26 protein-coding genes are annotated in these 26,672 nt (G+C 45.8%); 18 read left to right on the top strand and 8 right to left on the bottom strand.

The window, feature by feature from the left end; genetic code table 11:
- Positions 1–32 precede the first annotated feature (32 nt).
- Complete coding sequence (locus ACJ28U_RS11035) at positions 33–944, bottom strand: NADP-dependent oxidoreductase (RefSeq protein ID WP_407619303.1); 912 nt, start codon at positions 942–944, stop codon at positions 33–35.
- Positions 945–1,158: 214 nt separating this feature from the next.
- Between ACJ28U_RS11035 and ACJ28U_RS11030 the strand changes: the two genes are divergently transcribed.
- The 5 genes from ACJ28U_RS11030 (at position 1,159) to ACJ28U_RS11010 (ending at position 6,034) form a co-directional block, all read left to right on the top strand.
- On the top strand, positions 1,159–1,323 hold the full coding sequence (locus tag ACJ28U_RS11030) for a hypothetical protein (RefSeq protein ID WP_407619302.1): 165 nt from the start codon (positions 1,159–1,161) through the stop codon (positions 1,321–1,323).
- A 125-nt stretch (positions 1,324–1,448) separates the two neighbouring features.
- A complete protein-coding gene (locus ACJ28U_RS11025) occupies positions 1,449–2,813 on the top strand; it encodes an MFS transporter (RefSeq protein ID WP_099088883.1) in 1,365 nt (454 codons plus the stop codon).
- Positions 2,814–2,957: 144 nt separating this feature from the next.
- Positions 2,958–3,872, top strand: coding sequence for a GRP family sugar transporter (locus tag ACJ28U_RS11020; RefSeq protein ID WP_407619301.1), 915 nt, complete (start codon positions 2,958–2,960; stop codon positions 3,870–3,872).
- A 122-nt stretch (positions 3,873–3,994) separates the two neighbouring features.
- Positions 3,995–4,432, top strand: a complete 438-nt coding sequence (locus ACJ28U_RS11015; RefSeq protein WP_407619300.1) for a hypothetical protein — start codon at positions 3,995–3,997, stop codon at positions 4,430–4,432.
- A 276-nt stretch (positions 4,433–4,708) separates the two neighbouring features.
- Positions 4,709–6,034, top strand: coding sequence for an APC family permease (locus tag ACJ28U_RS11010; RefSeq protein WP_407619299.1), 1,326 nt, complete (start codon positions 4,709–4,711; stop codon positions 6,032–6,034).
- 47 nt (positions 6,035–6,081) lie between these two features.
- Here the strand turns inward: ACJ28U_RS11010 and ACJ28U_RS11005 are convergent, their stop codons facing one another.
- Positions 6,082–7,470, bottom strand: coding sequence for an amino acid permease (locus tag ACJ28U_RS11005; RefSeq protein WP_099088887.1), 1,389 nt, complete (start codon positions 7,468–7,470; stop codon positions 6,082–6,084).
- Positions 7,471–7,948: 478 nt separating this feature from the next.
- On the opposite strand from ACJ28U_RS11005, the gene ACJ28U_RS11000 reads away from it, so the two are divergent.
- The 5 genes from ACJ28U_RS11000 to ACJ28U_RS10980 all read left to right on the top strand — a co-directional run bounded on the left by ACJ28U_RS11000 (position 7,949) and on the right by ACJ28U_RS10980 (position 12,723).
- Positions 7,949–9,367 (top strand): APC family permease, encoded by a 1,419-nt coding sequence (locus ACJ28U_RS11000; protein WP_407619298.1) that lies wholly within the window; start codon positions 7,949–7,951, stop codon positions 9,365–9,367.
- Positions 9,368–9,510: 143 nt separating this feature from the next.
- A complete protein-coding gene (locus tag ACJ28U_RS10995) occupies positions 9,511–10,500 on the top strand; it encodes an asparaginase (protein WP_407619297.1) in 990 nt (329 codons plus the stop codon).
- Between the two features lie 59 nt (positions 10,501–10,559).
- Positions 10,560–10,985, top strand: coding sequence for a YdbC family protein (locus tag ACJ28U_RS10990; protein ID WP_407619296.1), 426 nt, complete (start codon positions 10,560–10,562; stop codon positions 10,983–10,985).
- A gap of 228 nt (positions 10,986–11,213) precedes the next feature.
- A complete protein-coding gene (locus tag ACJ28U_RS10985; RefSeq protein WP_407619295.1) occupies positions 11,214–11,906 on the top strand; it encodes a hypothetical protein in 693 nt (230 codons plus the stop codon).
- 115 nt (positions 11,907–12,021) lie between these two features.
- Complete coding sequence (locus ACJ28U_RS10980; protein ID WP_407619294.1) at positions 12,022–12,723, top strand: demethylmenaquinone methyltransferase; 702 nt, start codon at positions 12,022–12,024, stop codon at positions 12,721–12,723.
- A 64-nt stretch (positions 12,724–12,787) separates the two neighbouring features.
- On the opposite strand, the gene ACJ28U_RS10975 is transcribed toward ACJ28U_RS10980, so the two are convergent.
- The 3 genes from ACJ28U_RS10975 to ACJ28U_RS10965 all read right to left on the bottom strand — a co-directional run bounded on the left by ACJ28U_RS10975 (position 12,788) and on the right by ACJ28U_RS10965 (position 14,449).
- Entirely contained in the window at positions 12,788–13,330 is a 543-nt protein-coding gene (locus tag ACJ28U_RS10975) for an NADAR family protein (protein WP_407619293.1), read from the bottom strand.
- A gap of 96 nt (positions 13,331–13,426) precedes the next feature.
- Positions 13,427–13,996 (bottom strand): cysteine hydrolase family protein, encoded by a 570-nt coding sequence (locus ACJ28U_RS10970; protein WP_407619292.1) that lies wholly within the window; start codon positions 13,994–13,996, stop codon positions 13,427–13,429.
- A gap of 75 nt (positions 13,997–14,071) precedes the next feature.
- A complete protein-coding gene (locus tag ACJ28U_RS10965) occupies positions 14,072–14,449 on the bottom strand; it encodes a PaaI family thioesterase (RefSeq protein WP_407619291.1) in 378 nt (125 codons plus the stop codon).
- Positions 14,450–14,660: 211 nt separating this feature from the next.
- Here ACJ28U_RS10965 and menB point away from each other — a divergent pair, with 211 nt between their 5' ends.
- The 3 genes from menB (at position 14,661) to ACJ28U_RS10950 (ending at position 19,379) form a co-directional block, all read left to right on the top strand.
- Positions 14,661–15,479 carry a 1,4-dihydroxy-2-naphthoyl-CoA synthase gene (gene menB / locus ACJ28U_RS10960; protein WP_010375035.1) on the top strand — a complete coding sequence of 273 codons (819 nt, stop codon included), beginning with the start codon at positions 14,661–14,663 and terminating at the stop codon, positions 15,477–15,479.
- Between the two features lie 83 nt (positions 15,480–15,562).
- A complete protein-coding gene (locus ACJ28U_RS10955) occupies positions 15,563–17,014 on the top strand; it encodes an o-succinylbenzoate--CoA ligase (RefSeq protein ID WP_407619290.1) in 1,452 nt (483 codons plus the stop codon).
- A 130-nt stretch (positions 17,015–17,144) separates the two neighbouring features.
- Positions 17,145–19,379, top strand: a complete 2,235-nt coding sequence (locus ACJ28U_RS10950; RefSeq protein WP_407619289.1) for a MucBP domain-containing protein — start codon at positions 17,145–17,147, stop codon at positions 19,377–19,379.
- A 249-nt stretch (positions 19,380–19,628) separates the two neighbouring features.
- Here ACJ28U_RS10950 and ACJ28U_RS10945 read toward each other — a convergent pair whose 3' ends face one another.
- Complete coding sequence (locus tag ACJ28U_RS10945; RefSeq protein WP_043707844.1) at positions 19,629–20,009, bottom strand: VOC family protein; 381 nt, start codon at positions 20,007–20,009, stop codon at positions 19,629–19,631.
- 184 nt (positions 20,010–20,193) lie between these two features.
- Between ACJ28U_RS10945 and ACJ28U_RS10940 the strand changes: the two genes are divergently transcribed.
- Both ACJ28U_RS10940 and ACJ28U_RS10935 read left to right on the top strand, forming a co-directional pair.
- Positions 20,194–20,889, top strand: a complete 696-nt coding sequence (locus ACJ28U_RS10940) for a response regulator transcription factor (protein ID WP_043707842.1) — start codon at positions 20,194–20,196, stop codon at positions 20,887–20,889.
- Between the two features lie 125 nt (positions 20,890–21,014).
- Positions 21,015–22,130: a sensor histidine kinase gene (locus ACJ28U_RS10935; protein ID WP_407619401.1), complete on the top strand. Its 1,116-nt coding sequence runs from the start codon at positions 21,015–21,017 to the stop codon at positions 22,128–22,130.
- 46 nt (positions 22,131–22,176) lie between these two features.
- Here the strand turns inward: ACJ28U_RS10935 and ACJ28U_RS10930 are convergent, their stop codons facing one another.
- Positions 22,177–22,746 carry a DUF805 domain-containing protein gene (locus ACJ28U_RS10930; protein ID WP_407619288.1) on the bottom strand — a complete coding sequence of 190 codons (570 nt, stop codon included), beginning with the start codon at positions 22,744–22,746 and terminating at the stop codon, positions 22,177–22,179.
- A 95-nt stretch (positions 22,747–22,841) separates the two neighbouring features.
- Positions 22,842–23,540: a ribose-5-phosphate isomerase RpiA gene (gene rpiA, locus ACJ28U_RS10925; RefSeq protein WP_010375019.1), complete on the bottom strand. Its 699-nt coding sequence runs from the start codon at positions 23,538–23,540 to the stop codon at positions 22,842–22,844.
- Between the two features lie 142 nt (positions 23,541–23,682).
- Here rpiA and mutY point away from each other — a divergent pair, with 142 nt between their 5' ends.
- The 3 genes from mutY (at position 23,683) to rsmG (ending at position 26,666) form a co-directional block, all read left to right on the top strand.
- Positions 23,683–24,780, top strand: a complete 1,098-nt coding sequence (gene mutY, locus ACJ28U_RS10920) for an A/G-specific adenine glycosylase (RefSeq protein WP_407619287.1) — start codon at positions 23,683–23,685, stop codon at positions 24,778–24,780.
- Positions 24,781–24,881: 101 nt separating this feature from the next.
- Positions 24,882–25,799, top strand: coding sequence for a ribonucleoside hydrolase RihC (rihC, locus tag ACJ28U_RS10915; protein WP_099088898.1), 918 nt, complete (start codon positions 24,882–24,884; stop codon positions 25,797–25,799).
- Between the two features lie 147 nt (positions 25,800–25,946).
- Positions 25,947–26,666, top strand: a complete 720-nt coding sequence (rsmG, locus tag ACJ28U_RS10910; protein WP_010375016.1) for a 16S rRNA (guanine(527)-N(7))-methyltransferase RsmG — start codon at positions 25,947–25,949, stop codon at positions 26,664–26,666.
- The last annotated feature ends 6 nt before the right edge of the window (positions 26,667–26,672 follow it).

The following is a 26,672-nucleotide window of genomic DNA, read 5'->3' as shown; positions in this document are numbered from 1 at the left end:
GAAACATTCGTTCGCTTAAATTTTACGTTTAATTAAAAGGTTAAGACAACCTTACCAGCGGCTGAGCCTTGACGAGCGGCAGCGTGTGCGTCACGCAAGTTATCCAAGGTAAATGGCATCACTTCACCAACTTTAACATCAATCTTACCAGCGGCCATATCGGCAAATAAAGCTACCAAGTTAGGACGCTTACCCTTAAGGTAGGTGTGCTCAGCATCAATATCGAATGCGCTCATAGCTTCGTCATCGTAACTTGTTAGGTTGCGCAACTTACCACCTTGCTTCAAAATCTTAGCAGATTGAATGGCAACGGCCCCGCCAATTGTGTCCAAAACGGCGTCGAAATCTGATAATTCGTTTTCATAAGCCGTGTGGTAATCAACGGGTGTCACATCACCTAGTGACTTCAAGTAGTCGAAATCGGCAGGCTTAGCCGTTGCATAAACAACCGCACCACGGTTTAAAGCTGCTTGAATGGCAACGGAACCAACGGAACCGGCGCCTCCTTGAATCAAAACCTTTTGGCCAGCTTGAACATCCAAATCATCAGTAACCATTTGGTAGCCGGTGGCGGCCCCGAGTACAGCAGCGACCGCGTGCTCGTCATCTAATTCGGCTGGTACCTTAGCAACTGCAGATTGGCCAACGGGAACTTCTTCGGCGTAGGTTTGGTGGTGGCGCGTTGCAGCGACACGGTCACCGACTTGGAAATCCGTGACTTCTTCGCCGACAGCGATAACTTCGCCGACCACGCTTGATCCGGGAATCAATGGGAGTTTATCAGCTTCCCCAGCGAGTCCTTGGATAAACTTTACATCGTAAGGATCAATTGCAACCGCGTGGTTCTTAACTAGCACCTGCTTCTTCAAAATCTTTGGTGTTGGGGCGTCAATTTCTTCAAGTACATCAACGTCACCAAACTCTTTAATTTGAACTGCCTTCATGATACGAATACCTCCTCGTTTGACCAATCTTGATTTAATGACTTCATTGTAGCTTGTTTTGTTGGGGATGTACAAAATAAGGTGATGAATTTGCTGGTATAGACCATTAATTTTTTTGACGTTCTGACAAAATTAATACAGCTGAAATCGTTTACAATGGCTATGCGCAGGCCTTATTATTAATACATACAAAAGGAACGTAAAGGGGGAAACGATGATGACATTATTTATGAGCGCAATGAGTTTGGGAGCTGCAGTCGCTGCAGGTATTGCTTACATCATCACGTTCCGTTTACGTTTAGAGGATAAGGAAGATTTGGACTCTGACATTGAACAAGTTGATTCAACCGTAGCTACCAAGGTGGCAGTACAACATTAGTTAATGAGACGCGATATCACAAGACGGTCATAAGATCGGTTGTGGTGTCGCGTTTTGATTTGCAACGGTTTTTAAAAAGGCATACACTTATTCTTCGTGAGTTTTAGAAAAGGAAGGTAAGTAGCGTGTCGAAAGAAATTAAAATCGCGTTATTGATGGCAGCAAGTTTGTTTATGGATGTCATGGATGGCACGATTGTAACTACGGCTCTGCCGAAAATGGCCCAAACGTTTAATGTTAGTGCGGCGACGGCGAGTTTGTTGGTTAGTACATATATGATTGCCGTGGCCGTTTTCATTCCATTGAGTGGTTGGTTGGCGCAACGCTATGGTAAAAAGAACATTTGGTTGTGGGCGGTTGTGCTCTTTACGCTAAGTTCCTTTGGTAGTGCAGTAGCGCCCAACTTTACTGTGTTATTGATGATGCGAATCGTGCAAGGAATTGCGGGAGCCATGATGACACCAACGGCCCGGCTAATGGTGTTGGAAAAGACGCCGGCAGATCAACTATTAAAGATGATTAGTTATTTGGTCTGGCCGTCATTGATGGCGCCAGCTGTAGCGCCAGTTATTGGTGGTATGTTCGTGACATACTTTACTTGGCACTGGATTTTCTTGATTAATCTGCCAATTGGCTTGCTCGCTTTCTTGATCGGCGTACGGTTATTGCCACACGATGATCAGCAACAACCACGGCCATTTGACGTGCGCGGGTTTGTTGAATTAGCGTTGGCATCAATGGCTTTGCTGACCGGCGCTGAAATGTTAGCACGCACGGGTGTCGTTGTTTGGTACGGTTTGATTATGGTGATTGTCGGTATTGTGTTGGGCGTAAATGTTTACCAGCACTTGCGCCGAGCTGAACACCCATTATTCTCGGTAGCAACGATGAAGGTACCGACATTCCGGGTGTCGCAAACTGGTGGGACGCTATTCCAAGTGACTATTGCTAGTTTGCCATACGTCTTAACGGTGCTGTTGCAAACGGTCTTTGGTTGGTCAGCGGCCCGCGCAGGATGGTATGTCATCTTTATTTTCATTGGTAACATTGGCATTAAGCCATTTACGAATCCAATTATTCGTCGCCTTGGCTTCCGTGGGGCGTTAATTGCGTCATTTTTGATGTTGATATTGAGTTCATTTGGATTGGCGCTGGTTCGGCCACATACGACGGCGATTGCGATTATGTTCCTGGCGCTTGTTTCGGGTGTGGGGCGGTCGTTGGCCTTTACGTCATATAATGGGCTCCAATTCACGGATGTTGCCCCAATTCATCGAAATGGGGCTAATACCTTAACGGCTGTGACGCAGAGTCTTGGCCAAGGTTTGGGGATTTCATTGATTACGGTGATTATCCACATCTTCCGTCATGGTATGACACTGCAAGGCGCCTATGCATGGGGCTTTGTCGTGCTGGGGATTTTTGCCATTGTACCAATGATTGAAGTGATGTTGCTGCCTAAAAATGCTGGTGAAGCGGCAATTAATTAAGTGTCATAACTAGACCAATTTGAGAAATGGTATACGCCAATTCTTGGATTGGTCTATTTTATTCCCTTTTTAATTTAACGGCATAAAACCTGGTGCTATAGTGATTAACGTTGATAAAAAAGAGTTGAAAGAGAGAAATGGTACATGTCAATTATGTATGCTTTGATTCCCGCTGTATTGTGGGGAGCAATGGGAATTGTAAATGGATGGGCTGGTGGTCGTGTCGCAAACCAAATTTTGGGTGGCGCACTTGGTTCGCTGGTCTTCTCGATTGTAGTTGGCGTGTACGCCTTGTTTGAGGGACCAACTTGGCCCGTTGTCTTCAGTATGGCTGGTTTGACGTACGTCTTATCAGGAATTGCTTGGTCTGCCGGAACGAGTTTCCAATTAGCGGCCTTTAAGAAGATGGGCGTTTCGCAAGCGTCTGGTTTGAATACTGCCGGCCAAATTGCTGTGAACGCGTTGGTTGGTGCAGCAGTCTTTAGTGAGTGGCAAGGTGCTCACCAGTGGACAATTGGATTGTTAGCCATTGTTTCCGTCATTATTGGTGTTTTCTTGATTTCAGGTAAGCCATCACACTTGAATAGGGATGGGGTACGATTAACAATCATTTCTGTTTTTGCTTACATGATTTATTTCATGATTCCAAAGACGGTTGCCTTGTTGCACTTGGTCCACGTTGATACAGGTACGTTGCACAACACGATGGCCTTGTCATTGCCCATCGCCATCGGTCAAACAATCGGGGCTTTGATTTTTGGTATTTTCATCTTCAATGGTGGAAACTTCAAGTTGCCATTATTGACGAAGGAAACGGCAAAGAATGGTTTGGCTGGTATTATGTGGGGAACTGGTGAGGTGATGATTCGTCTTGCTGTCTTGAACCCTGCAGTTGGTCAAGCGAAGGCCTCAACGTTGTCACAGATGGGCATTATCGTCTCAACGTTGGGTGCGATTTTGATCTTGAAGGAACGTAAAACAAAGTCGCAAATCATTGGCATTGCAATTGGCGCCCTCTTCGTTATGTTGGGTGGTATTCTAGTAACGCTTGCTGGTTAAATTGAATTAATGGTAAAAGCCTCAACTGTCAGAAATGTGGTTAAGGCTTTTTTACGCTCTTTATTATTAGCAATGCTGACTGCGGTATAATGGTTGCTAGTACATATTAGACGAGGTTAATCATGAAAAAATTAGCGTGGATAATCAGTGGTCTCCTCTTTTTAAGTGTCATGATTGGATTGGTGGTTTGGTCGCAGACGCAACCTAAGTTACCGGTGGCATCAAAAGCGGATTTGCAGGTTAACTTGCAACCAGGATCCGCGCATGCGGTTGCGTCACAATTAAATACCTACCAACGTCGCGTATTAAAACTGTCGCAGGGGATGGTTACGTCGGCTAATGCAACCGATGATCAGAATCGCATTATATACACCATCCGGACAACTAATGTGTCGACGGAACTCATTAATTTTGGCTTGAAGCATGAGCAAGCAAAGGTTCAGAAGTTAACGGATAAGGTGCTGGGCGCCATGCGGGCTGGTGGGGTAACGCAACCAGGATTAGAGATTCGCATCCTAAATCAGTCTGGTGATGCATTAAAGATATTAAAAATAGAATGAGAAAATCTATTGCATAAACGATGAGATGATGATAAAGTTCTAATCATACAAAAACGCCAAAAGGAGGGCAGACTTATGAATAATCGAATTAGCACAGCTATCATCATGACGACGTCCTCTGACTCAACCGTCCAGTTTAACGGTTGAGGATTTTAGCGTACAAAAATTATTAAGCGCTTAATCGAACACGCAATCGTTAACTGACGAAATTTTCGTCGTGACGATTGCGTGTTTTTGTGTGAGATTGGGTTATTTTGAAAGTAGAGGGTATAGGATATGGCAGGGCAAGAACATCATTTGAAACGGACGATGGGTGTTTGGACGGGTATCTCGATTGTAATCGGAACCGTTATCGGATCGGGAATTTTTTTCAAACAGGGTCAAGTGTTAGAAACGGCTGGTAGCACAACGCTTGGGTTACTCGCTTGGGTTGCTGGTGGGGTCATCACTTTGGCGGCCGGGTTGACGATTTCAGAAATTGGCGCACACATTCCCCAGACCGGTGGTATCTATATTTATATGGATAAGTTGTACGGCAAGTTTTGGGGATTTTTGACCGGCTGGACGCAAGTTGTGGTTTATGCGCCGGCAATTGTGGCCTCTATTGCTGCATATTTTGCGTATCTGTTTGCTAATTTTTTTGGCTTACCAGATAGCGCTGTGATTTGGGTTGGTTTGGGAACGTTAGTCCTTATCACGTTGATGAATTCGTTAGACAATCGGATTGCTTCGATGTTCCAAGTCGCTACGACCAGTATTAAGTTGATTCCCATTGCAGTCTTGATGGTATTTGGTTTGTTTTTCGGTAAGGCTGACGCGTTGGGCCAGACGGTTACTCAACTGTCATCAACAGCAACGGGGAACTTTGGTATGGCTGTTTTGGCAACGTTGTTTGCTTACGATGGGTGGGCAACGTTGACAAACTTGGGGGGTGAATTAAAGAACCCACGGCGTAATATTCCCCGTTCAATTATTTGGGGAATCTTGATTGTTATGTTGGCGTATGTTGGTGTTTCATATGGTGTGTACCGTGCGATGCCTGCCGATCAAATTGTTAAACTTGGCAATAATGTGACCTATGAAGTGGCAAAGTCGGCCTTCGGTGAGCTAGGCGGTCGTCTACTATCGATTGGTATTTTGATTTCAATGGCGGGGACTTTGAATGGTAAGATGTTAGCTTTCCCACGTATGGTGTATGCGATGGCTGAAGATGGCATGTTGCCAAAGTTCTTAGCCCGTTTGAATAAAGCGCAGGCCCCGGTTGGTGCTTTGTGGACCACAGCTGTTTTGGCCGGTGCGTTGATGTTTACGTCAAAGGCAGATTGGCTATCAGATATGGCTGTGTTCGTCATTTGGCTGTTCTATACGGCAACATTCTTTGGTATTTTCATCTTACGTATTCGTAACAAACGGGCCGGTTTGGCACGTGATCCGGAAGTGTTTAGCGTACCGCTATTCCCGTTTGTGCCTTTGGTGGCTATCTTAGGTGCGTTGTTCATCTTGATTAATACGTTGATTTCTAGTTTTACAATGGTCCTCATTTCGTTTGTGTTTGTGGCTGTTGGTATTCCGGTTTATCTATACTATAAAAATAAGCAATAAATCAAAAAAAGCGTCCCCGCATCTGCTGCGAGGACGCTTTTTTTGATTTATTGCTTGTGCTTGTTCGTTGCGAAGAAGAATAGTGACAGCAACACGAGGAAGCCGGCACCGATTGAAACTGAAATACGTGTTTCAGGATTGATGAACATAAAGATGACAATCAAGACCAAAGCGAAGATTGCGAAATAGTTCGTCAATGGGTAGAGTGGCATTTTGAAAGGGTGATCCTTAAGTAATTCCTTGTTTGAACGGCGGAAGCTAAGTTCTGACCAAAGAATAACGAACCAAGGTACCATACCAGGTAACACACTTGAACTATAAACCAGGACAAAGATGTTTGCCGTTGACTTACTATAAAGTGATAGTAACGTGTTCAAAATCAAACCAAGTAAGATACCACCTGAAATGGCCAAAATTGAAACGTATGGGACGTGGTGTGAAGATAACTTTTGGAAAACACCAGACGTCTCCTTGTCGCGTGACAACTTGAATAGCATACGACTTGAACTGTAAATGCCTGAGTTGGCGCCTGACATGGCGGCCGTCAAGACCACGAAATTAATGATTCCAGCGGCGCCGGCAATTCCGACCTTTGAGAACGTTTCAACGAATGGTGAGCCAACGGCTGCCAGTTGGTTCCAAGGGTAAATCGTTACGATAACGAAAATAGCCCCGATGTAGAAAATCAAAATACGCCAAACAACTGACTTAACTGATGAGACGATAGCGTGACGTGGGTTAGCAGCTTCACCAGCTGTGATACCCAACACTTCGATTCCTTGGTATGACCCAACAATAATTGATAGTGAGAAGATGAATCCCTTCACACCACCAGTGAAGAAGCCGCCATGTGACCACAGGTTTGATAGGCCTAGTGCGTGCCAGTGATTACCTAATCCTAAGAAGATGACCATCACACCCAAGACAATCATCAAAATGATCGTGACAACTTTAATCATAGCAAAGTAGAATTCCATCGTGCCGTATGCCTTGGCTGAAGCGAGGTTCGCTAGTGTCAAAGTCGCGATAACGACCACGCCGGAAATCCAACCAGGTAAGTTCGGCCACCAGTAATTGAGATATTGGCTAACCGCGATAACTTCACTGATACCAACGACAATATATTGGAAAACGTTACTCCATTTTGTAAGGTACCCAGCGAGCGGGTGAATGTAATTGGTTGCATAATCAGCAAATGATCCGGTTGTGGGATTGATGAAAATCATCTCACCCAAAGCTCGCATCACTAAGTACAGGAGCAAGCCGACGAAAGCGTAGGCTAATAGGACGGAAGGGCCGGTCCATTTAATTGTTGAAGTTGAACCCATAAATAGGCCAACCCCGATGGTACCGCCCAAGGCAATCATCTGCATTTGATTTGACGTTAGCGACCGTTGTAACTGGCCGTCAGGTAATTTATCTTTGTTCTTTGCCATATTCTTTTTCTCCTAAGCATACAAAAAGACCGTCCAACTAGCCATGCACCGCAATGGGGTGTAGAACTGATTGGACGGCCTGTTAACAATCTTTATTTAACAGTACTTTAAAGAGCCCAACCAGCCAAAATGGTGGTTGAGGTGGTGGTCGTCGTGATGTCAATAATGCTGTTGTGACGGTATTGCTTAATCATAATGATGACCTCCATTTCTTTCTTGTTAGTACTTAATGATTAGAAGTTTATCATTATTAGGAAAGGTACGCAAGTTAAAAAGGCATTCATTATATTTTGCATAGTCGATAATCATTTATGAAAAGTATTTAATAATAATGCGTTAAGTTCCGAAAACTGGGCATTTGTGGTGGTAAATTCAGTTGACAGTAACCGGTTTTGAATGTAGAATTATCACATTATTTTCTAATGATTGAATGAGTAAATCTAGTAGCTAGATGAGTAGTTGAAACGAGGAAACGTTTATGGAACAAAAGGGTTTGTTCGCGCGCATGGCGCGCAAAGAAGATCCGCAAAATTATGCGGATAAGGACGGCCATCTGAAGCCTGTGCTCGGATTGCGTGAAATGATCGCAATGGGAGTCGGAACGGTTGTGGGTGCTGGTATCTTTACGATGCCAGGTATCGTGGCGGCTGATTACGCAGGACCAGCGGTTGTTATTTCATTTATTATTGCAGCAATTATTGCTGGTTTATCAGCCTTGGCTTATTCAGAGTTTGCATCAGCGATGCCATATGCGGGATCAATTTATTCATGGGCTAACGTCATCTATGGTGAATTTGTTGGTTGGCTGGCCGGTTGGGCGGTCCTAGCAGAGTACTTGATTGCCTTGGCATTGATTTCAGCATCGTGGTCATCGTACTTCCAAGGTTTCCTATCAAGCTTTGGTATTGCGTTGCCAAAGGCGTTGACGACATCGTTTTCGCTAGGTAACGGGACGTGGTTCGACTTGTTTGGCGCCTTAGCTTTGTTAGTTGTTGGTCACCTGGTTTCACGTGGTGTGAAGGGTGCCGCCAAGGTTGAAAACTGGTTGGTTATTGGTAAGATTGCGGTTATCGTTTTGTTCATCGTAGTGGGAGCCACTGCCATCCAATTGCAAAATTGGGTGCCATTTGTACCGAAGCACGTGCCTGGAACAAACTTCGGTGGGATGCATGGTGTCATGATGGGAGCTGCGCAAGTCTTCTTCGCATACATTGGTTTCGACACAATTGCTGCCAACTCAGCCGAAGTTAAAAATGCACAAAAGACGATGCCACGTGCAATCGTTGGCACGTTGTTGATTGCAACGGTTTTGTTCGTTGGTGTTGCAGCCGTCTTGACGGGTATGTTCCACTACACGAAGTTTGCGGGTAATGCTGAGCCAGCTGCTTGGGCATTGCGTCAATCAGGTCACTTGTTTACAGCGAACTTGTTGTCAGTTGTGGCATTGGTTGGTATGTTCTCTGGTTTGATTGCCTTGATGATTGGTGGTTCACGTTTGGTTTACTCATTTGGACGTGACGGTTTGATGCCAAAGGCTTTTGCCAAGTTGGATAAGAATGGTTTGCCAAAGAATGGTACATTGGTTTTGACGATTTTGGCCGTCGTGCTGGGTGCCGTTTTCCCAGTTGGGATGTTGGCAAACTTGGTTTCAGCCGGAACGTTGATCGCCTTTATCGTCGCCTCAGTGGGTGTTTTGAAGTTGCGTAAGCGTCAAGATATTGACCACTCAGGTTACAAGATGCCATGGTACCCAGTGTTGCCAATTATTTCAGCATTGGCTTCAATCGGTTTGTTCGTTTCTTTGAACAAGGATGCCTTGATTTTGACCCTTGTTTGGGTCGTTGTAGGTGCGTTGGTATACGTGGCCTATGGCGCAAAGCACAGTACCAAAGATTAATGTTATGAAGTAAACGGGTTTAGCAACGTTGGTTGTTAAACCCGTTTTTATTTGCGGGTATGCTGAAATTAATCGCAATAGACAATGCGGTCTGTGCGATAATGTAAGGATATCTAGAAAGAAGTGTAGGGGAGGGTAGTAGCGTGAAAGAAGTGCTAGTACTGACAACGGGAGGCACGATTGCCTCAACAAAGACGGAGAACGGGTTGGCGCCTGGTTTGGCGGCAGAAGTGTTAGTCAGTTATTTTGAACGTCGACCAGGGGTGAATTTGTCCGTTGAAAACGTGATGAGTAAGGATTCAACCAATATGCAACCGGAAGACTGGGTTGAAATTGCGGAACGAATTCAAGCGCATCACCAGGCGTACGACGCCTTCATTGTGACGCATGGTACGGATACCATGGGCTACTCGGCTGCTGCTCTGTCATATTTGCTGTATGGCTTTGATAAGCCGGTTGTTTTGACGGGATCGCAAGTGCCGCTTGGTATGGCCGAAACAGACGCGGTGCGTAATCTGCATGATTCGTTAACGTTTGCAAGCCAAACGGACCTGCAAGGTGTGTATTTAGTCTTTAATGGTCTTGTTATGGCAGGGACACGGGCGGTGAAGACGAAATCAAAGAGTTATGATGCGTTCGAAAGTATTAATTACCCGTACATTGCTAGCGTATCCGAAGGTAACATGGTGCCATTGTATCAACCCGAACCTGAAACGCCAGTCCTGACACCTAGCATTAATTTGGATACGAAGGTATTTGTGCTTAAGGCATTTCCAGGGCTAACGGTCGATATTTTTGATTATCTGACCGCTAATATGCATGGTGTCATTATTGAAAGTTTTGGCAATGGTGGCCTACCATTCGAACGTCGTAATCTTATACCGGGTGTTGAAAAATTGACGGCAGCTGGTATTCCAGTTATTATTACGACCCAGATTTTAGAAGAGGGACAAGATATTTATCTCTATGAGGTGGGCAAACGAGTTGCGGATGCTGGTGGTATTACAGCTGGTGATATGAACACTGAAGCAATTGTGGCAAAACTAATGTGGGTGCTAGGTCAGACGCGACAGCTTGAGACAGTTCGAACGCTTATGCAAACACCGATCGCGCACGACTTAGATTTTGTATAATACAATTAGTGAGACAAAATTTGCCTGTTACAGGCGTTACAAGCAGAAATGAGGTTGAAATGGCTGATTTGAAGTATGAAATTTTAGAAGAATTGGGGACGCTCTCAACGAGTAAGTCTGGTTGGGAAATGCAATTAAATGTTGTGCAGTGGGGCGCCAATAAGCCAAAGTATGATTTGCGCACGTGGTCACCGGATCATGACAAGATGGGGAAGGGACTAACGCTAACCCGCGAAGAGATTGAAAAGTTGCATGAATTATTGGGACAAGCACTTGCGACAAGTGATGGACAATTTGAGATGCCTGAGGCAGTTGACTCAGAACCAGCGGTTGCCACGCCGACTCCTAAACGGGCTCCAACGTCACAACCGGCTGCACATGATTATCTAGCGGATATGTATTATGCCGATAAAGTAGCGGCTGAATCCGAAGCAGAGGCGGAAGCCGACGCACGACCTAAGTGGGGACGCTTAGGCGATTTATGAAATTAAATTTTTGTTGATTATGCTGACTATTATGCAGATTAATCATCAAAGTATAAAAAATGAAACGTGATTAGACCGGTGTTGCTGGCTAATCACGTTTTTGTTTAACCCGTTTATTGTTAATGGTGACGGTACATTTTTTGCATGATAGTTGTGCAAAAATGCCCTTGTTCCGGGGCTTGTAGTCCGCTAGACTGGGCTATATTAGCGACTTCGGGGGATGGAAATATGCGTTTAGTAGTGTTGGAAATGGATCGTTTAGCCGTAGATAGTGTGGATTGGGGGCGCATGGTGGCGGGAATGTTATCGCAGGGTGTGACAATGGTTGTGATGCCAGATGCTAGTCAGCATGTGTCGGCCGGCTTGCCACAGCAAATTGGCGACGGTATTTTACCGCGTGATGGCGTATCGCAATTGCGCGCAGACAATCCGCTAGTGAGTTTAGAGGCGGCATTTCGTGAATTTGGGGAGCGACCAGTATGGTCTTGGTCAGCGACGACGCGATTGCGTGATGTTGAAAGAGGTGTTGGCATCATACATTTAGGGAAAATTGATGCAGTTTGGCATCGTGCAGTGGGGGAGGGGAGTGAAGCGCACATTTTTGATTTAGGTGCGACGGTGCTAGTGATTCCGCATGTGTCACAGACACGTAAACCGCAGGTGCAAGAAGAGGTGAAGCAACTACAAGATTATCTCCATGGTCAAATTAAACCGATGATGATGTTGCCGCCGTTAGAGTGGATGCCGCGATTGCGATTACGCGGTTGGGTGGGATGCGACGTACTTGCGCAACAAAAAGAAGCGGATGTAGCTGAGTTACGACCAATCGTCATTGATTATGACTGTGATGTATTGATGTTAAAGCGTTGGCGCCTATCAGGTGATACAAATAATGCTGGGGTGTTTGTTTCAATTGCTTAATTAACGCTTATTGCTATATACAAATAACGTGACAATGGATTTGAGATGTCGCAATGCGTCGCCTGGGTAATCGTTGTATAATGTAAGTACACTAAAAATGATTGAGGGATATGACATGAACAAAGCGCCACAACGTGTCCAAGGCATCTTTGATGGTTTGGCAAAAGACTATGACAAGATGAACGATATTATCAGTTTGGGGACACACCGCAGTTGGCGTGCCAAGACGATGGCGTCAATCGATATTCCAAAGAATGGCCAAATTTTAGATGTTGCTGCTGGAACGGGTGACTGGACGATTGCATTGGCTAAAGAATTAGGTGATAAGGGTCATGTGACTGGGTTTGATTTGAGTCCAGAAATGTTGGCTGTCGCCCGCGAAAAAGTTCGCGAAGCTGGCGTGAGTTTTTGGGTAACCCTAACGCAAGGAAATGCCATGGAACTACCATATGAAGATGACACCTTCGATTTGGTAACGATTGGATTTGGTTTGCGTAACTTGCCAGATACTGAAAAGGGGATGCAAGAATTGTATCGCGTGTTGAAGCCGGGAGGTCAGTTGGTTGTCTTGGAAACATCACAACCTGACAATCCGGTTATCAAGCCATTCTGGAAGATGTACTTCAAGGGTGTGATGCCGATGATGGGTAAGGTGTTTGCTCATGATAAGGATTCATATGACTACTTGGAAAAGACGACGGAAGAATTCATGTCATTTACAGCTTTGGCTGACTTGATGCGTGAGACTGGCTTCAAGACGGTTGCCTACCAACGCTTTAATTTTGGAGCGGCTGCAGCGCATTTTGGGATTAAATAACAATGAGAAAAAGCCACTTTGGAAAATTTGTCCAAAGTGGCTTTTCTAATGTGCGGTGGATTAGTTATTCTGCGTTGATTTCAGATCGAACCATCATGAGGATTGTGCCGAGCGCATTTTCGCCGGGCCAATCGCTAGGATTGCTAATGCGTGGGTCGGAAGCTTTTATGCCGGCGCCCCAAATATTATCGCGTGGGGATGCTTCGATTATTAAGGTGTTGTTTGTTCCTGATAGGGATGATCTGAAAAGCGGATTCTGATGTGCTTTGGCAAGCGTGGCGACGTACATAAAGTGATATTTGTGCCTATCCCATGTGTCTTGTTTAAAATTTTGAACTTGGCGACCGAGTTGCTTGATTTCTAACTGTGATAATCCAGGAGATTGTAACTTGTGTATGATGTTCTGATCATTAAATAACTTTGCTTTTGTGTACATGAACAAATGTTCTGAACTTGAAAAACGACGATTATCGAAATATAAGGGTGTTGCCGCCCAGTTCGAAAAGATTCCTGTGTCGGGATCTGTTTCGTGCCAAAAGGTAGTGATTCCGTTTTGTGTGGTTGGGTTGTTGCGTAAGTTTTGATAGTCAGCGAATGAAAATGACATGGCTGTTCCCTCCGAGGGTGATGGTTAAGACTGTCTTGAATTATTATCAGTATAAAATAAGGGACGCAATCTTGTGTTGATTGCGCCCTTTTGGATTTAGTCTAGATTGTAATTAATATCTGGCGTCACGGTTGCACCGAGCACGTTCTTGAAGTGCCAAAGTGCCCAACGGTGACCTTCTTGGGTGAAGCTAGCGACACCATCGGCATGGACGGTAATGTCATAGTTCAAGTTGTAGGCGTCGACCGCTGTGTGCAAAATGCAAATATCGGTGTCAACACCCGTCAAATGAATATCCTTAATATCGCGTGATCGCAAATAATTATCCAAATCAGAATTGGCGAAACTGCTGTAACGATTCTTAGGATAAATCCACACGTTAGCATCGTCCTTGTGCGTAGCGACCCAATCGGCCAGGACGCCATAATAGTCGCGACCTGGTGTGTTAGCGACGTTGTGAGCAGGATACAATTTTGTCTCAGGGTGATAGGGGTCATTTGGCACGTGTAAATCAGTTGGCAAAATGACAGCATCACCGTTAGCTAAAAATTCATCAGCAAGCTCGACCAAACGTGGTGCGAGTGCTTGAGCTGTCTCCCCGGCAGTTAATGGTCCCTCTGGTGCGACGAAATCATTTGTGTAATCAATAATCAACAAAGCCTTCATGGCAATCTCCTCTAGTTGAACTGAAAAATGACGTTTCTGTTTGTTGACTATTATACGTCGCAATTAGCAAATCACCTAGCGTCGAACGGGAATAATCATCGCCGTTAAAGTTGATGAGGAAGTGTGCTTACCGGTTTCGACAACGAATGTATCGATTTGCCAAGTTTGGATTTGACGACCAGCGTGAATTGGCTTGGCGATGGCGCGCGATGTGCCTTCTGTCGCTTGTGCGATGTGGTGCGTGTGAATGTCCAAGCCGACAGGTACTTGCTTGGTGTTATCAAGGCCGTAGTTGGCGCCGAAGCTACCAGCTGTTTCGGCAAGCAGCGCATTGATACCGCCATGAACAATGCCATATGGTTGCTTAACTTCATCGCGGATTGGCATGGTCAAAATGACTTCTTCCGCTGTTAGTTTTTCAGTAGAAATGTTTAAATATTCAATTGCATTCATTGTGATAATCAACCTTTCAATTTAAATGTATGCATTTTGTATGTGTACCAAAATAAAGCGAACACGAACAAAAAGTCACACAAATGGTTAAAGTGGTAAATATAAGTTTAACGAGTTTTTGGAAAAATGGGTAGAAAAAAGCTATAATTTAAGAAGCGTATTTTGAGACCAAGGGAATTGAAACTCGAAATTCAGAAAGTGAGATATATAAATGACTGTAGAATGGACAACCATCAAAGAATACTCAGAAATTTTGTTTGAGCGTTCAGATGCGGTGGCGAAGGTTACGATGAACAATCCAGCCCGTCACAACGCCTTTACACCGGTAATGGTGCAAGAGATGATCGATGCATTTTCAATGGCACGTGATGACGCGTCAATTGGTGTCATCATTTTGACGGGAGCCGGTGATAAGGCATTTTCATCTGGTGGTGATCAATCAGTACGTGGCAACGGTGGTTACGTGGGACCAGACCACATTGCCCGTTTGAACGTGTTGGATTTGCAACACTTGATTCGTATTATTCCAAAGCCAGTCATTGCGATGGTTAAGGGTTGGGCCGTTGGTGGTGGAAACATCTTGCAATTGGTTGCCGACCTAACGATTGCAGCTGACAATGCCATGTTTGGTCAAACTGGGCCAAAGGTTGGCTCGTTTGACGCGGGTTATGGTTCAGGTTACTTGGCCCGTGTTATCGGTCACAAGCGTGCGAAGGAAGTATGGTTCTTGACGAAGTTCTACACAGCTGATGAAGCATACAGCATGAACTGGATTAACCGCGTTGTGCCTTTGGCTGAAGTTGAAGATGCGACGATGGAATGGGCAAACGAAATTTTGAAGAAGTCACCAACTGCTATTCGTTTCATTAAGGCAGCGATGAATGCTGATACGGATGGCTTGGCTGGTTTGCAACAATTCGCGGGTGATGCCACGATGTTGTACTACACGACGGATGAAGGTAAGGAAGGTAAGAATGCCTTCCTTGAGAAGCGTGAGCCAGACTTTACGCAGTTCCCTAAGTTCCCATAAGCGGCATTTTTATAAAGACAAAAGAACAGACGCCCCGCATCAATGACTTTGTGATGTGGGGCTTTCTATTGAAAGGAAGCACAATGGAAAATTGGCTAACCAAGCGCGCGAATTTAACGCCTGACCGGATGGCGATTCGGTTTGGTGATGCAACGCTCACCTTTGCTGAAATGCGCAAGCGGGTGTTGCAGATTGCAGGACAAATCGCGAAACATGTGGATGATAATGAGCGAATTGCCTTAATTACGCCCAATAATTTAACGGGTTACCTCATGATTTTAGCGATTCAACAACTTGATAAGACGGTTGTGCTGTTGAATCGGCGTTTGTCACCCCGCGAAATGGCCTTTCAACTAGCTGATGCTGCGATCACAACGGTTTTGCAAGATGATGCCTTTGTTGGCGAGTTGGCGAATGTTCACCAGCTTAACTTTTCAGAAATTTTAGCAACTGAAGCGGAACCTACCGTGCCGGTTGCGACGTTCGACTTAGATAAAGTAACGTCAATTATGTATACCTCTGGTACCACCGGTAATCCTAAGGGTGTCATGCAAACGTTTGGCAATCACTTCTATTCAGCAGTTGGTTCAGCGCTCAATTTGGGGCTGACGCCAAATGATGTCTGGCTTGCAGCGGTCCCAATCTTCCATATTAGTGGGCTGTCAATTATGATGCGCTCATTGATTTATGGGATGGGTGTTGTGCTATATGAACGCTTTGATGTCGAACGGATTAACCATGAATTGTTAACGGGTCAAGTAACGACCATCTCAGTGGTACCAGTCATGTTGAAACAGTTACTGGCCCAGTTACCGGCAGGATCTGTTTACCATGAACGCTTCCGGACAATGTTGCTGGGGGGCGGACCGACTGATTTAACGACTTTGGAAAAAGCGACAGCTGCCGGCATTGAGATTGTGCAATCATATGGGATGACTGAAACGGCGTCGCAAGTGATTGCGCTGGATGCAAGCAGTGCAACGCGCAAGCTGGGATCAGCAGGGAAACCGCTGTTCCCAGTTGAAGTTCGTATCCAAAAGGTTAACGATGCTGACAAAGTTGGTCGTATTCAAATCAAGTCGCCAACCTTGGCAGTGGGATATCTTAATCGCCCCGATAAGTATGCCGAGGCATTTGTTGATGGCTGGTTTGATACCGGTGACATGGGCTGGTTGGATGACGACGGATTTTTGTACGTTGAAGGGCGTGAAGGCGATATGATTTCGTCGGGGGGTGAAAATGTGTTCCCTGATGAAATTGAATCGGTCTATGGCGAAGCTGACGCGATTGCCCAGATATCGGTCGTCGGCATTCCAGATGATCGTTGGGGCGCTGTCCCAGTCGCTTTTGTGATGTTTAAAGACGAACAAACGATGGATTTTGAGACGTTGCGTAACTTTGGTCGTGATCGATTGGCTCACTATAAAGTGCCGGTGCGATTCTTTGCGACGGAAACTTTCCCCCGAACGGCTAGTGGCAAGATTCAACGCCATAAATTGCGTGATCAATTAACCACAGCGCGTGAAATTAAATAACTAAAGCAGAAGCGATGTAGCGAATTGGTCTATGTCGCTTCTTTTTTGTTCGCTAGACTGTTCGTAACGGACTTACGTATAATGACCGAAGTTGATTTTCGTCCGACAAACAGGGGGTATGGGAGTGCGAATGAAGTTGATGAATGAATGGCCGATGGGACAAATGCCTAAATTAAGGCGTAAAGAGCCGGTAGTGATGTTGGGTGTGACGATGGTGGTATTGGGGATGATGCCGGTGGTTCGAGCGGCAGAACAAGACAAGATCACAATGATATCGTCGCCTGATGTGGCAACTCGTGATCCTAAAAATTGGGATTGGTCTACTGAAAATCTAGTAGCGCAAACTGTGGTGACTACGGTTAGCGGTGCCGTTAATGCTGCTGGGGCGGTTTTGCCAGCTGGCACAAGTTTTGTGCAAGAGGCTGATGCGCGAATTACGAATGGATTTGCGGTGGGACTAACGATTGACAATGCCAATGGTCAATATCAGGCCGGGGACACGATTACGATACCGTTGTACGGTGAGATGATTTCGGATAATGCAGTTAATCGTCAGCGGTATGATTTGGTGCGCGCGCGTGGTGAGTTGCAACATGATCAACAGATAATCGGGACGTATGAAGTTGTGGGTCAAGCGTTACGGCTGACATTACAAACAACCCCGATTGGGCGGGTAGCGTCACATTTAACGATTGCAGGATCGACCGCGGCACCGCTACCGGAAGCACCGATTTGGGCAGCGAAAACCGGGTCCGCTCGCATCGTTTTTGGCCAGACTGAAGCTGTGGGGCATTTTGCGTTTACATCACGGTTTCAGACCGACGCACCAGGCGTCGCAACGCAACATATTTTTACCAAAAGTGACCAGATGGGGGTCGGTAGTTATTACCAAGATGATGGATATATGAATGCCTTATTACGTGGGGATGCCACCAAGGCGGCCCAAATTCGCGAAAATGGCCAGTTTGCGACAAGCGATTTGGTGCAAATTCAACAGGTGAAAATTGCATCAGGTACGGTGTTGTCAGTAAATTCGTCATCGGGTTACTCGACGTACTATGTGGTCGATAAAAATAAAAATGGCCACTACCAAGCAACGGTCATTTCAGCGACCACCCGTCAAATGAATACCGAACCGACTTACGCGCAAACGTTTGTGGCCGTTGATGCGGCCGCGCCAGACGCAATGATTGCGCGTGAGTTGGCGCGAAATGGTCGCGGGGCATATACGACGCGACTAAACGATGATGGCTCGTATACCTTGGCTTATAATATGGGGAATCCATACACCGAGTGGGGCATTGAGAATTTTCATGATGGTTCATTCTCGACATTTTTACAGCAACATCAGGCAACGGGAGCGTTGACGTTAGCCGACCTCCAGCAGCTTGATGCGAATATTAGCCGGGCTGGTGGTGACCATCCATCAGAGGGGACGGGTTCACACGGACACCAGTTCTATCTCCGGTTTGCTGATAATACGACAGTTAATGCGGCTGTTAGTATCCTAAAAACGTATGATGGTAATGGTGACTTGTTGGCGGTCGCAGCGCCGGTGTATGCCCAAACCACGCCAGATGTGGTTGATATTAATGGCCAAGCTCGTTTGAAGGTGTTTCACGTTGATGAATTTGGCCATGAAGTCGCGCCGACGGAAACAACCATTGCTAATCCAGGAACGGCCTATGCGACGACCGCTAAATCCTTGCCGGCTTATCAGATGGTTCGGGTGACAGATAATGCCCACGGACATTACGGCAAAGCGAATGAAACTATCGCGGTTGTGTATGTGTACGATTCGCACGTCGAAGAAACGCCTGCTGAAATAATTGCGGGGGATGACGATGGTGACGGTGATCGCACAGAACACGGCATTCCGCTTGATGATGATGTCACGATGACACCTGCAGTTGAAATTGACAATGAGGATAAACAACCGAAAATAATTGGTCCGGTTGAAACGCCGATGTCAGATATGCCAGTCGAACAGGTGCCACGTCGACAAGTGACACCGCCGTCCGTTCGTGTAACGCCACCAAAACAAGAGGTGGGGAAACGCCAGTTAGTGAAGAAATCTCAACCAGTATCACGATTAGCCGTGCCTGCCAAGTCAATCCCGCGTGAAGTAATATCACGACCTGCGAAACTAGTGGTGCAGGATGCGCATCGTCCCAACAACCTAGTCAATCAGCAGCCAAACTCGTCGCCAAAGTCTGAAGCACCTCTGCCGGAAATGGTAGCGCAGGCGCCAACACCAGAGCTGCCAGCAACAGATTTTACGGCGACGCCATGGCTAACTTTGGCTGGTTTGGGGCTGTTAACCACGGTAGCTACCGTGGGGGTTATTCGACAGAAAAAAGAATGACTTTCATACTTGAATTTCCAAAATTAGGGTCTATAATTATAGTCAATCTAGGAAAGGGGGTGATACGTTTTGTCAGATTATAGCAATCAAACGATTCGTATCGCCCTTGTATAGGAAACAAGGGCGATACGTAATTGTATTTAGCCCGGTAGGCAACTACCGGACGGCCATGCGGATTGCAATTTAAGAAGTATGGTCGGAAAGGCACCAGGTGGCGAACCTGGTGCCTTTTTCCTTTGGTTTCAAAACCTATTCATGAATTTCAAGTGGTAACCCGTCAGGATCAAAAAAGAAGGTCATTTTTTCACCAGTGTAATCGTCGGTACGAATGGGCTCGCTTTGAATGCCTTGGGTAGCTAAATAGGCGACCGTGTCAGGGACACTGGCAACTTTAAAAGCCAAGTGACGCAAACCGCGTGCCTCTGGGAATGATGGTCGAGTTGGAAATTTATCACTGATAAAAATCTCGAGTTCTTGTGTGCCAAGGCGCAGATCCAACTTGATATCGTTTTTCTCTGGTCGCGCGTTTTCGCGGATCACTTGAAAGCCAAGTTTATTAACATAGAAGTTTTTAGTGGCATCGTAGTTTGATGCGTTGATGGCAATGTGGTGAATGGTATCAAATAACATAGTTGTTCCTCCTGTTAATTATTCTACCAAGACTTACGGAATGGAAATGATTATAATGAAGGAGAAACCTTAAATATTTAAGGTTCGGCAAAGTTGCCACTATGCCGATTTTAAGGTTCAGCCACTATATTTAAGTCATTAAATACGAAATGAAAAAATCTTTGGGTGTAGCGAGGTTATTGAGATGGCAGGAAATACGATTAAATTATTGGTAGTTGAAGACGATTATGCATTGAACGATACGGTTCGTGAAACGATTTCAGATCTTGGTGAAGTGACGCAAGTGCATGATGGTGATGAAGGCTGGTACGAGATTGAATCTGGTGTTTATGATGCCGTTGTCTTAGATGTCATGTTACCAGGTCAAGACGGCTTTACCATTTTGAAGAAAGCCAAGGATCTTTACCCAACGTTGCCGATTTTGATGTTGACGGCAAAGGGCGAATTGTCTGATAAGATGCAAGGGTTTAACTTAGGTGCCGACGAATACATTACGAAGCCTTTCTATAAGGAAGAATTATTGGCGCGTTTGAAGACGTTATTGCGTCACGCGGGTGTTTTGGGTCAAGACGGTGCTTTGGAAGTTGGGAATGTGCAAGTCTTCATCGATCAACACCGTGTCCTAGTTAATAATGAAGAAATTAGTCTGCAAGGTCGTGAATTTGGTCTGCTGGTTTACCTCATGCAACACGTTGGCCAGATTGTGACAAAGGATCAAATTTTTGATCGTTTGTGGGGCTTTGACTCAGATACGTCATTGACGGTTGTTGAAGTTTACATGTCAAACCTTCGTAAGAACTTGCGCAACGCGGATGCCCAAGTAAACATTAAGACGTTGCGTAACGTGGGTTACACCCTAAATGCAGCGACGGAAGCTTAATGGTGCCAACTGAAAAACAGTCGAAAATCGCCGTGATGCTTGAAAAAATCAGGGCGTTTTTCGCGAAAATAAAACTACCCAAGTGGTTGCAAAGAATCCGCGCTTCGCTACCACAACAGGTGAAGATGACTATTTTGATGGTTGTTGGTTTTACGATGGTGTTCTCGTTAATTGGGACGTTTACCATTAGCCAGTTCCGGGTCGTGATGTACGGCAATGCGCAGGACCGTGTCGAAAAGGCGTTTACCCCCCAAATGACGCGATCTGGTCAAATTATGCAGAATGCGCAAATTGTAGACTATGCTGATATGTTTAAAGATGCGTTGGCTTTGAAAGAAAACAAGGTTTATTTGAAAGCTTATCGAGGACAATGGTTCTTCTTCTACAGAGTTGGCGATCAAATGGCCTATGTCAATGTTAATACCGAACATGAGATGGTTGATTCGTTCCAGAACCGACTGGTATGGATTTTCGCACTGTCTGAAATTGCGTTGTTATTGATGGCGATTGCGTTAACTCGGGCCAATATGCGACCAATTATGCGCTCGTGGTCGCAACAACGGACGTTCGTGGCTGATGCCGCCCACGAATTTAAAACGCCGATGACGGTTATTCAGAATAACTTGGAACGGATGCTTGAACGGCCAAATGACACGGTGATGGATCAAGTGGAAAACGTCGCGAATGCGTTAACTGAGGTCCGGCATTTGAATAATTTGACCGGTGACTTGCTGACACTGTCACAAGCTGACGCTGATGTGCCGTTGTTTGCGTTTGCCGATGTTGATTTAGCCGCTATTGCGCGTGAGGTCGGCGATATTTATGAATTTAATGCAGAAGAAAAGGGGCAAAAGTTGTCGGTTGATGTGCCAGACACGTTGCCGATGGTCGGGGATGCCCAACGGTTGCGCCAATTATTGGTGATTTTGACTGATAATGCGCAAAAGTATGCTGGTGAAGGCGCCAATGTTGTAATCAGCGCGAGTGCGGCTGGTAATAATATTAAATTGCAAGTTTCCGATACTGGTAAAGGTGTGCCGGATGCCGATAAGCAACATTTGTTTGATCGTTTTTATCGTGTTGATAAAGCGCGTTCCCGCTCAACGGGTGGGCACGGTCTTGGTCTAGCGATTGCCAAATGGGTCGTGCAGGGACACCGTGGTTCGATTGAAGTGCTTGATAATCAACCGCATGGGACAATCTTTAGTATGACGATGCCGAAAAACCAAAAAGTGAAGTAACCAAAAACACGCATCAGGCTTTAGTCTGACGCGTGTTTTTTAGTGATTAAAGTTCATTATCATCATCGTTGAATGATGAGGGTGTCTCAGTTTGTGGACGCCCAATCCCAGTGATACCAGCTAGTGAATCAGTTGGCAAAACGGTCAAGATGAAACTGATGATCCCGAATAGGCCAGTGAAACTAAAGGCGATTGCAAAATGTTGATCTGAGTTGACGTTAGACACAACGCCACCCACAGCACTCAAAATCCAAATGACCCAGGCCAACCAAGTGGCCGTACCGGCGTCACGGTAACGGCGGATTAATAGCGCGATATTTGGCAAAATCATGGCCAAATACAAGATAACGCCAAGAATTAGAACGGCTGTCAAAATGGGTGTGCTGGTGAACATGAAGTGCACCGCGTCACCAAAATTAGCATGATCGATCACCTTGTCATCAATGTCGTGCAAAGATGCATCAGCCACTAGGGAAGCGACCAACAAGATTACCCAAACCGTCCAAATGATGAATTGCCAGAGCGCCATCCACCAGTATTCAGCGCGGGTTGATTGCCCCGTAAAGTTGACGTACCCACGCCAGAAATTTTTAAATGCTTGCCACATTGTCACCATCTCAAAATACCTCCTCATACTTTGTAGGTTCATTTTGTCATAAAAATGAAACAATTCATATAAAAAAGCACCGATTTAACGGTGCCTTAATGATTTTAGATAAGTGGTTGTGGGTGGGCGTCGAAAATTTCAACGTCATCTTGGCGACCAACAACGACGGTGTCAACAATGTTTAGGAACAAACCGTGTTCCACGACACCAACCATGCTTGTTAATTCGCGCCCTAATGTGAAGGGGTCCGTAATGTCAGCGGGGTGTAAATCAATCAAGAAGTTAGCTGAGTCAGTCCGGACGGGATTGCCATTTTGATCCAAACGCCATGAAGGCTTGTAGCCCTTAGCATCCAAACGCTTGAATAGTTGGTCTGATCCGTATGGGATGACTTCGACAGGTAGGTAGTGGGTTAGTTTTGGGGCTAACTTACCTTCGTCGACGACCCAAATGTTACGCGTTGAATTAACGGCGACAATTTTTTCCCACAGCAGGGCCGCTCCGCCACCCTTAATGGCAGCAAAATCAGGGTCGATTTCGTCAGCCCCGTCGATTGTTAAATCAATGTGGTCAACGTCATCGATGTTGTGCATCGAGATACCAAGCTTTGCGGCAGTACGACGTGTCTTGTCAGAAGTTGGGACACCGATGATGTTCAAACCTTCTTCTGAAACGCGCTTGCCAAGTGCTTCGATGACGTATGCAATGGTTGAACCAGATCCGATACCGACGACCATGCCATCCTCGACAAATTCTGCCGCCCGGTAACCAGCCATTTTCTTAAGTTCGTTTGTGTCTTTCATGGGGCCAACTTCCATTTCATTAGAATTGTTACTTCTATTATCGCTTATTTAGGCGGCAGAAGGCAAATGAGTTCTCGTTGAAAAATGGTAAGTGCAATCTGGTAAACTGGAATGACGATGAAAAAAGAAAGTGGGATACATCATGATTGACATGTGGGACGAAGATAAAATTCATGATTTTAGAATGACACTCTTGAATTGGTACGATGAAGCGGGCCGGGCAGATTTGCCATGGCGTGAAAACCATGATCCATACCGGGTGTGGGTGTCAGAAATTATGCTGCAACAAACGCAAGTGCAGACGGTTATTCCATATTTCAATCGCTTTATGTCAATGTTCCCGACACTTAACGACTTAGCTAGCGCACCGGAACAGGCATTGCTAAAGGCTTGGGAAGGGTTGGGGTATTACTCACGCGTACGCAATATGCAAAAAGCCGCTATCCAAGTGCGTGATGATTACCAAGGCGTGTGGCCAGATAATATGGCCACTTTGGAAAAACTGACAGGGATTGGGCCGTACACAGCGGCAGCGATTGCTAGTATCGCGTTTAATGAAGCGGTGCCCGCTATTGATGGGAATGCGTTCCGTGTGTTTGCGCGTTTATTCAAAATTGATGCGGACATCGCCCAACCTAAGACGCGCAAAGTGTTCTTTGAACTAGGATTGCAACTGATTGATCCGGCACGGCCAGGTGATTTTAATCAAGCAATTATGGATTTGGGGTCATCATATATGAGTGCGAAAAATTTTGATTCGGAACATTCGCCAGTCAAGAAATTTAACGCCGCATATGCTGATGGGACGGAAGAGTTTTATCCGGTCAAAACAAAGGCGCCCAAGCCTAAGCCGATTACGTATTTTGCGCTGGCAGTTAAGTCGCCAGCTGGCTATTTGTGGGAACAACGACCAGCCGATGGGTTGCTGGCGAATTTCTGGACGATGCCCCTCTATGCGTTGACCGATTTCGTTAACGATCCAGATGCTGACTGGACCATCGAAGAAATGATTGCGGCTACTGAACAACGTTTGTTGACGGATTACGGCGTTAAAGCAACGCTCACGAAGTTGGCTGGCCGACCAGTAACGCACGTGTATACCCACCAAAAATGGACGGTCACTGTGCTGACGGCGGAAGTAACTGAACAAGATTTGACGCGGGGAACTTGGCGTCCAAAGACAGTCTTAGCTGCTGATCCACAACCAAAAATCCAAGAGAAGATTTGGGCAAAAATATAAGTAAATATTGCAAAAATATACACAAGCAAAATGTGGTAATATGGTTATACAATTTAGACGGGGCGCGTGAGGAATAACCTGACGTTTGAAAGGAAATAACCATGGCACAAAAAATTATGCTTGATATGGATCCAGGAATTGATGATGCAGCTGCGATTGCGATCGCTTTAACTGATCCGCAGTTTGATGTTCAATTGTTGTCGACAGTGGCCGGTAACGTCGGCGTAGAGAAGACAGCATTAAATGCGTTGAAACTTGTTGAATTTTTCGGTGTGCAAAAGCAGGTGCCAGTGGCGGCTGGTGCGAAAATGCCACTGCTGAAGCCGTACGAGGACGCATCATATGTGCACGGTGAATCGGGCATGCCTGGTTGGGATTTCCCAGCGGTGACGACCCAACCGGTAGCCCAACATGCCGTTGAGGCGATGCGCGAAACCTTGATGCAAAGCACCGACCAGTTGACGTTGGTTATCACAGGGGCTTTCACGAACGTTGCCTTGTTATTCCGCATGTACCCAGAGGTTAAAGCGAAGATTGATCGCTTAGTTGTGATGGGTGGTTCGCTCACTGGTGGCAATATGTCCAGCGTGGCAGAATTTAATATTTATACAGATCCGCACGCTGCGAAAATTGTCTTTGAGGCTGGCTTGCCAATTGTGATGATTGGCCTTGATGTGACGATGAAGGCGTTGCTGTCATATGACAACATCGCCAAGCTGTCAGACGTGAATGAATCCGGGGCGATGCTGCAAGCGTTGTTGCAACATTATGCAGACAACGAAGCTACTGGTAAGCCAATGCACGACGTGAATACGTTGTTCTATCTAGCTCACCCAGAAGCCTTTACGCTAACGGACTATTGGGTTGATGTCATCACTGAGGGTCCGGCCTTGGGCGCAACGGTTGCCGATGTGTTGGGGTCACACCATGACACAACCAATGTGGCGGTAGCGACGGATATTGATGTACCAGCCTTTAACGCCTGGTTTATGTCAGAGGTCGCAACGTTTATGAAGTAATCCAAAAGGTCATCGCTAACCGTGCGGTGACCTTTTTAACATCCTGTTTCACGTGAAACAATTACACCGTTAAAACCCGTGCAACTATTGAATAGACGGGCATTTTGCGGTATTCTTTTATTATTGGAATCAGTTTGGAGAATGATAATGAATCCCGAAGAATTTGCGGCGGCATTACGCGAGCACAATGTTGAACTGAATGCACAACAACTAGCGCAATATCAGCAATACTACGAGCGTTTAGTTGCGGTGAATGAGCACATGAACTTGACGGCTATCACGGAACGCGATGAAGTCTACATGAAGCACTTTTATGACTCATTAACACTGGCCTGGGCATACCCAGCCTTGCAAACTGAAGAATTGCACATGATTGACGTTGGTGCTGGTGCGGGCTTCCCATCATTGCCATTGAAGATTGCGTTTCCACAATTGCAAATCACGATTATTGATGCGTTGAACAAGCGGATTAATTTCTTGCGTGATTTGGTTAAGGAATTGGGCTTGGAAGGTGTCACGGTAGAACACGCCCGTGCAGAAGAGTTTGGTAACAAGAACGCACCAGCTCGTGAGCAATATGATGTGGCGACGGCCCGTGCGTTGGCGCGCCTAAATATTTTGGGCGAATTGACATTGCCATTCGTTAAAGTTGGTGGGGTTCTGCTGGCCATGAAGGGTAGTGCCGCTGATGAAGAGTTGCAAGAGGCTAAGAAGGCCATCACGACATTGGGTGCCAAAATTGGTGATCAAATCGATGTGAGCTTGCCAAACGGCGACCCACGTTCAGTTATTGTGATTGAAAAGGTGAAAAATACACCAAAGAAGTATCCACGCAAGCCGGGTGATCCGGTGCGTAAGCCGTTGTAGGAAGGG

Origin of the sequence: Weissella sp. MSCH1 (genome assembly GCF_045799135.1) — a bacterium.
GTDB lineage: Bacteria > Bacillota > Bacilli > Lactobacillales > Lactobacillaceae > Weissella.
Note: the sequence above shows the minus strand (reverse complement) of the source record. Positions and strands in the feature narration are given on the sequence as shown.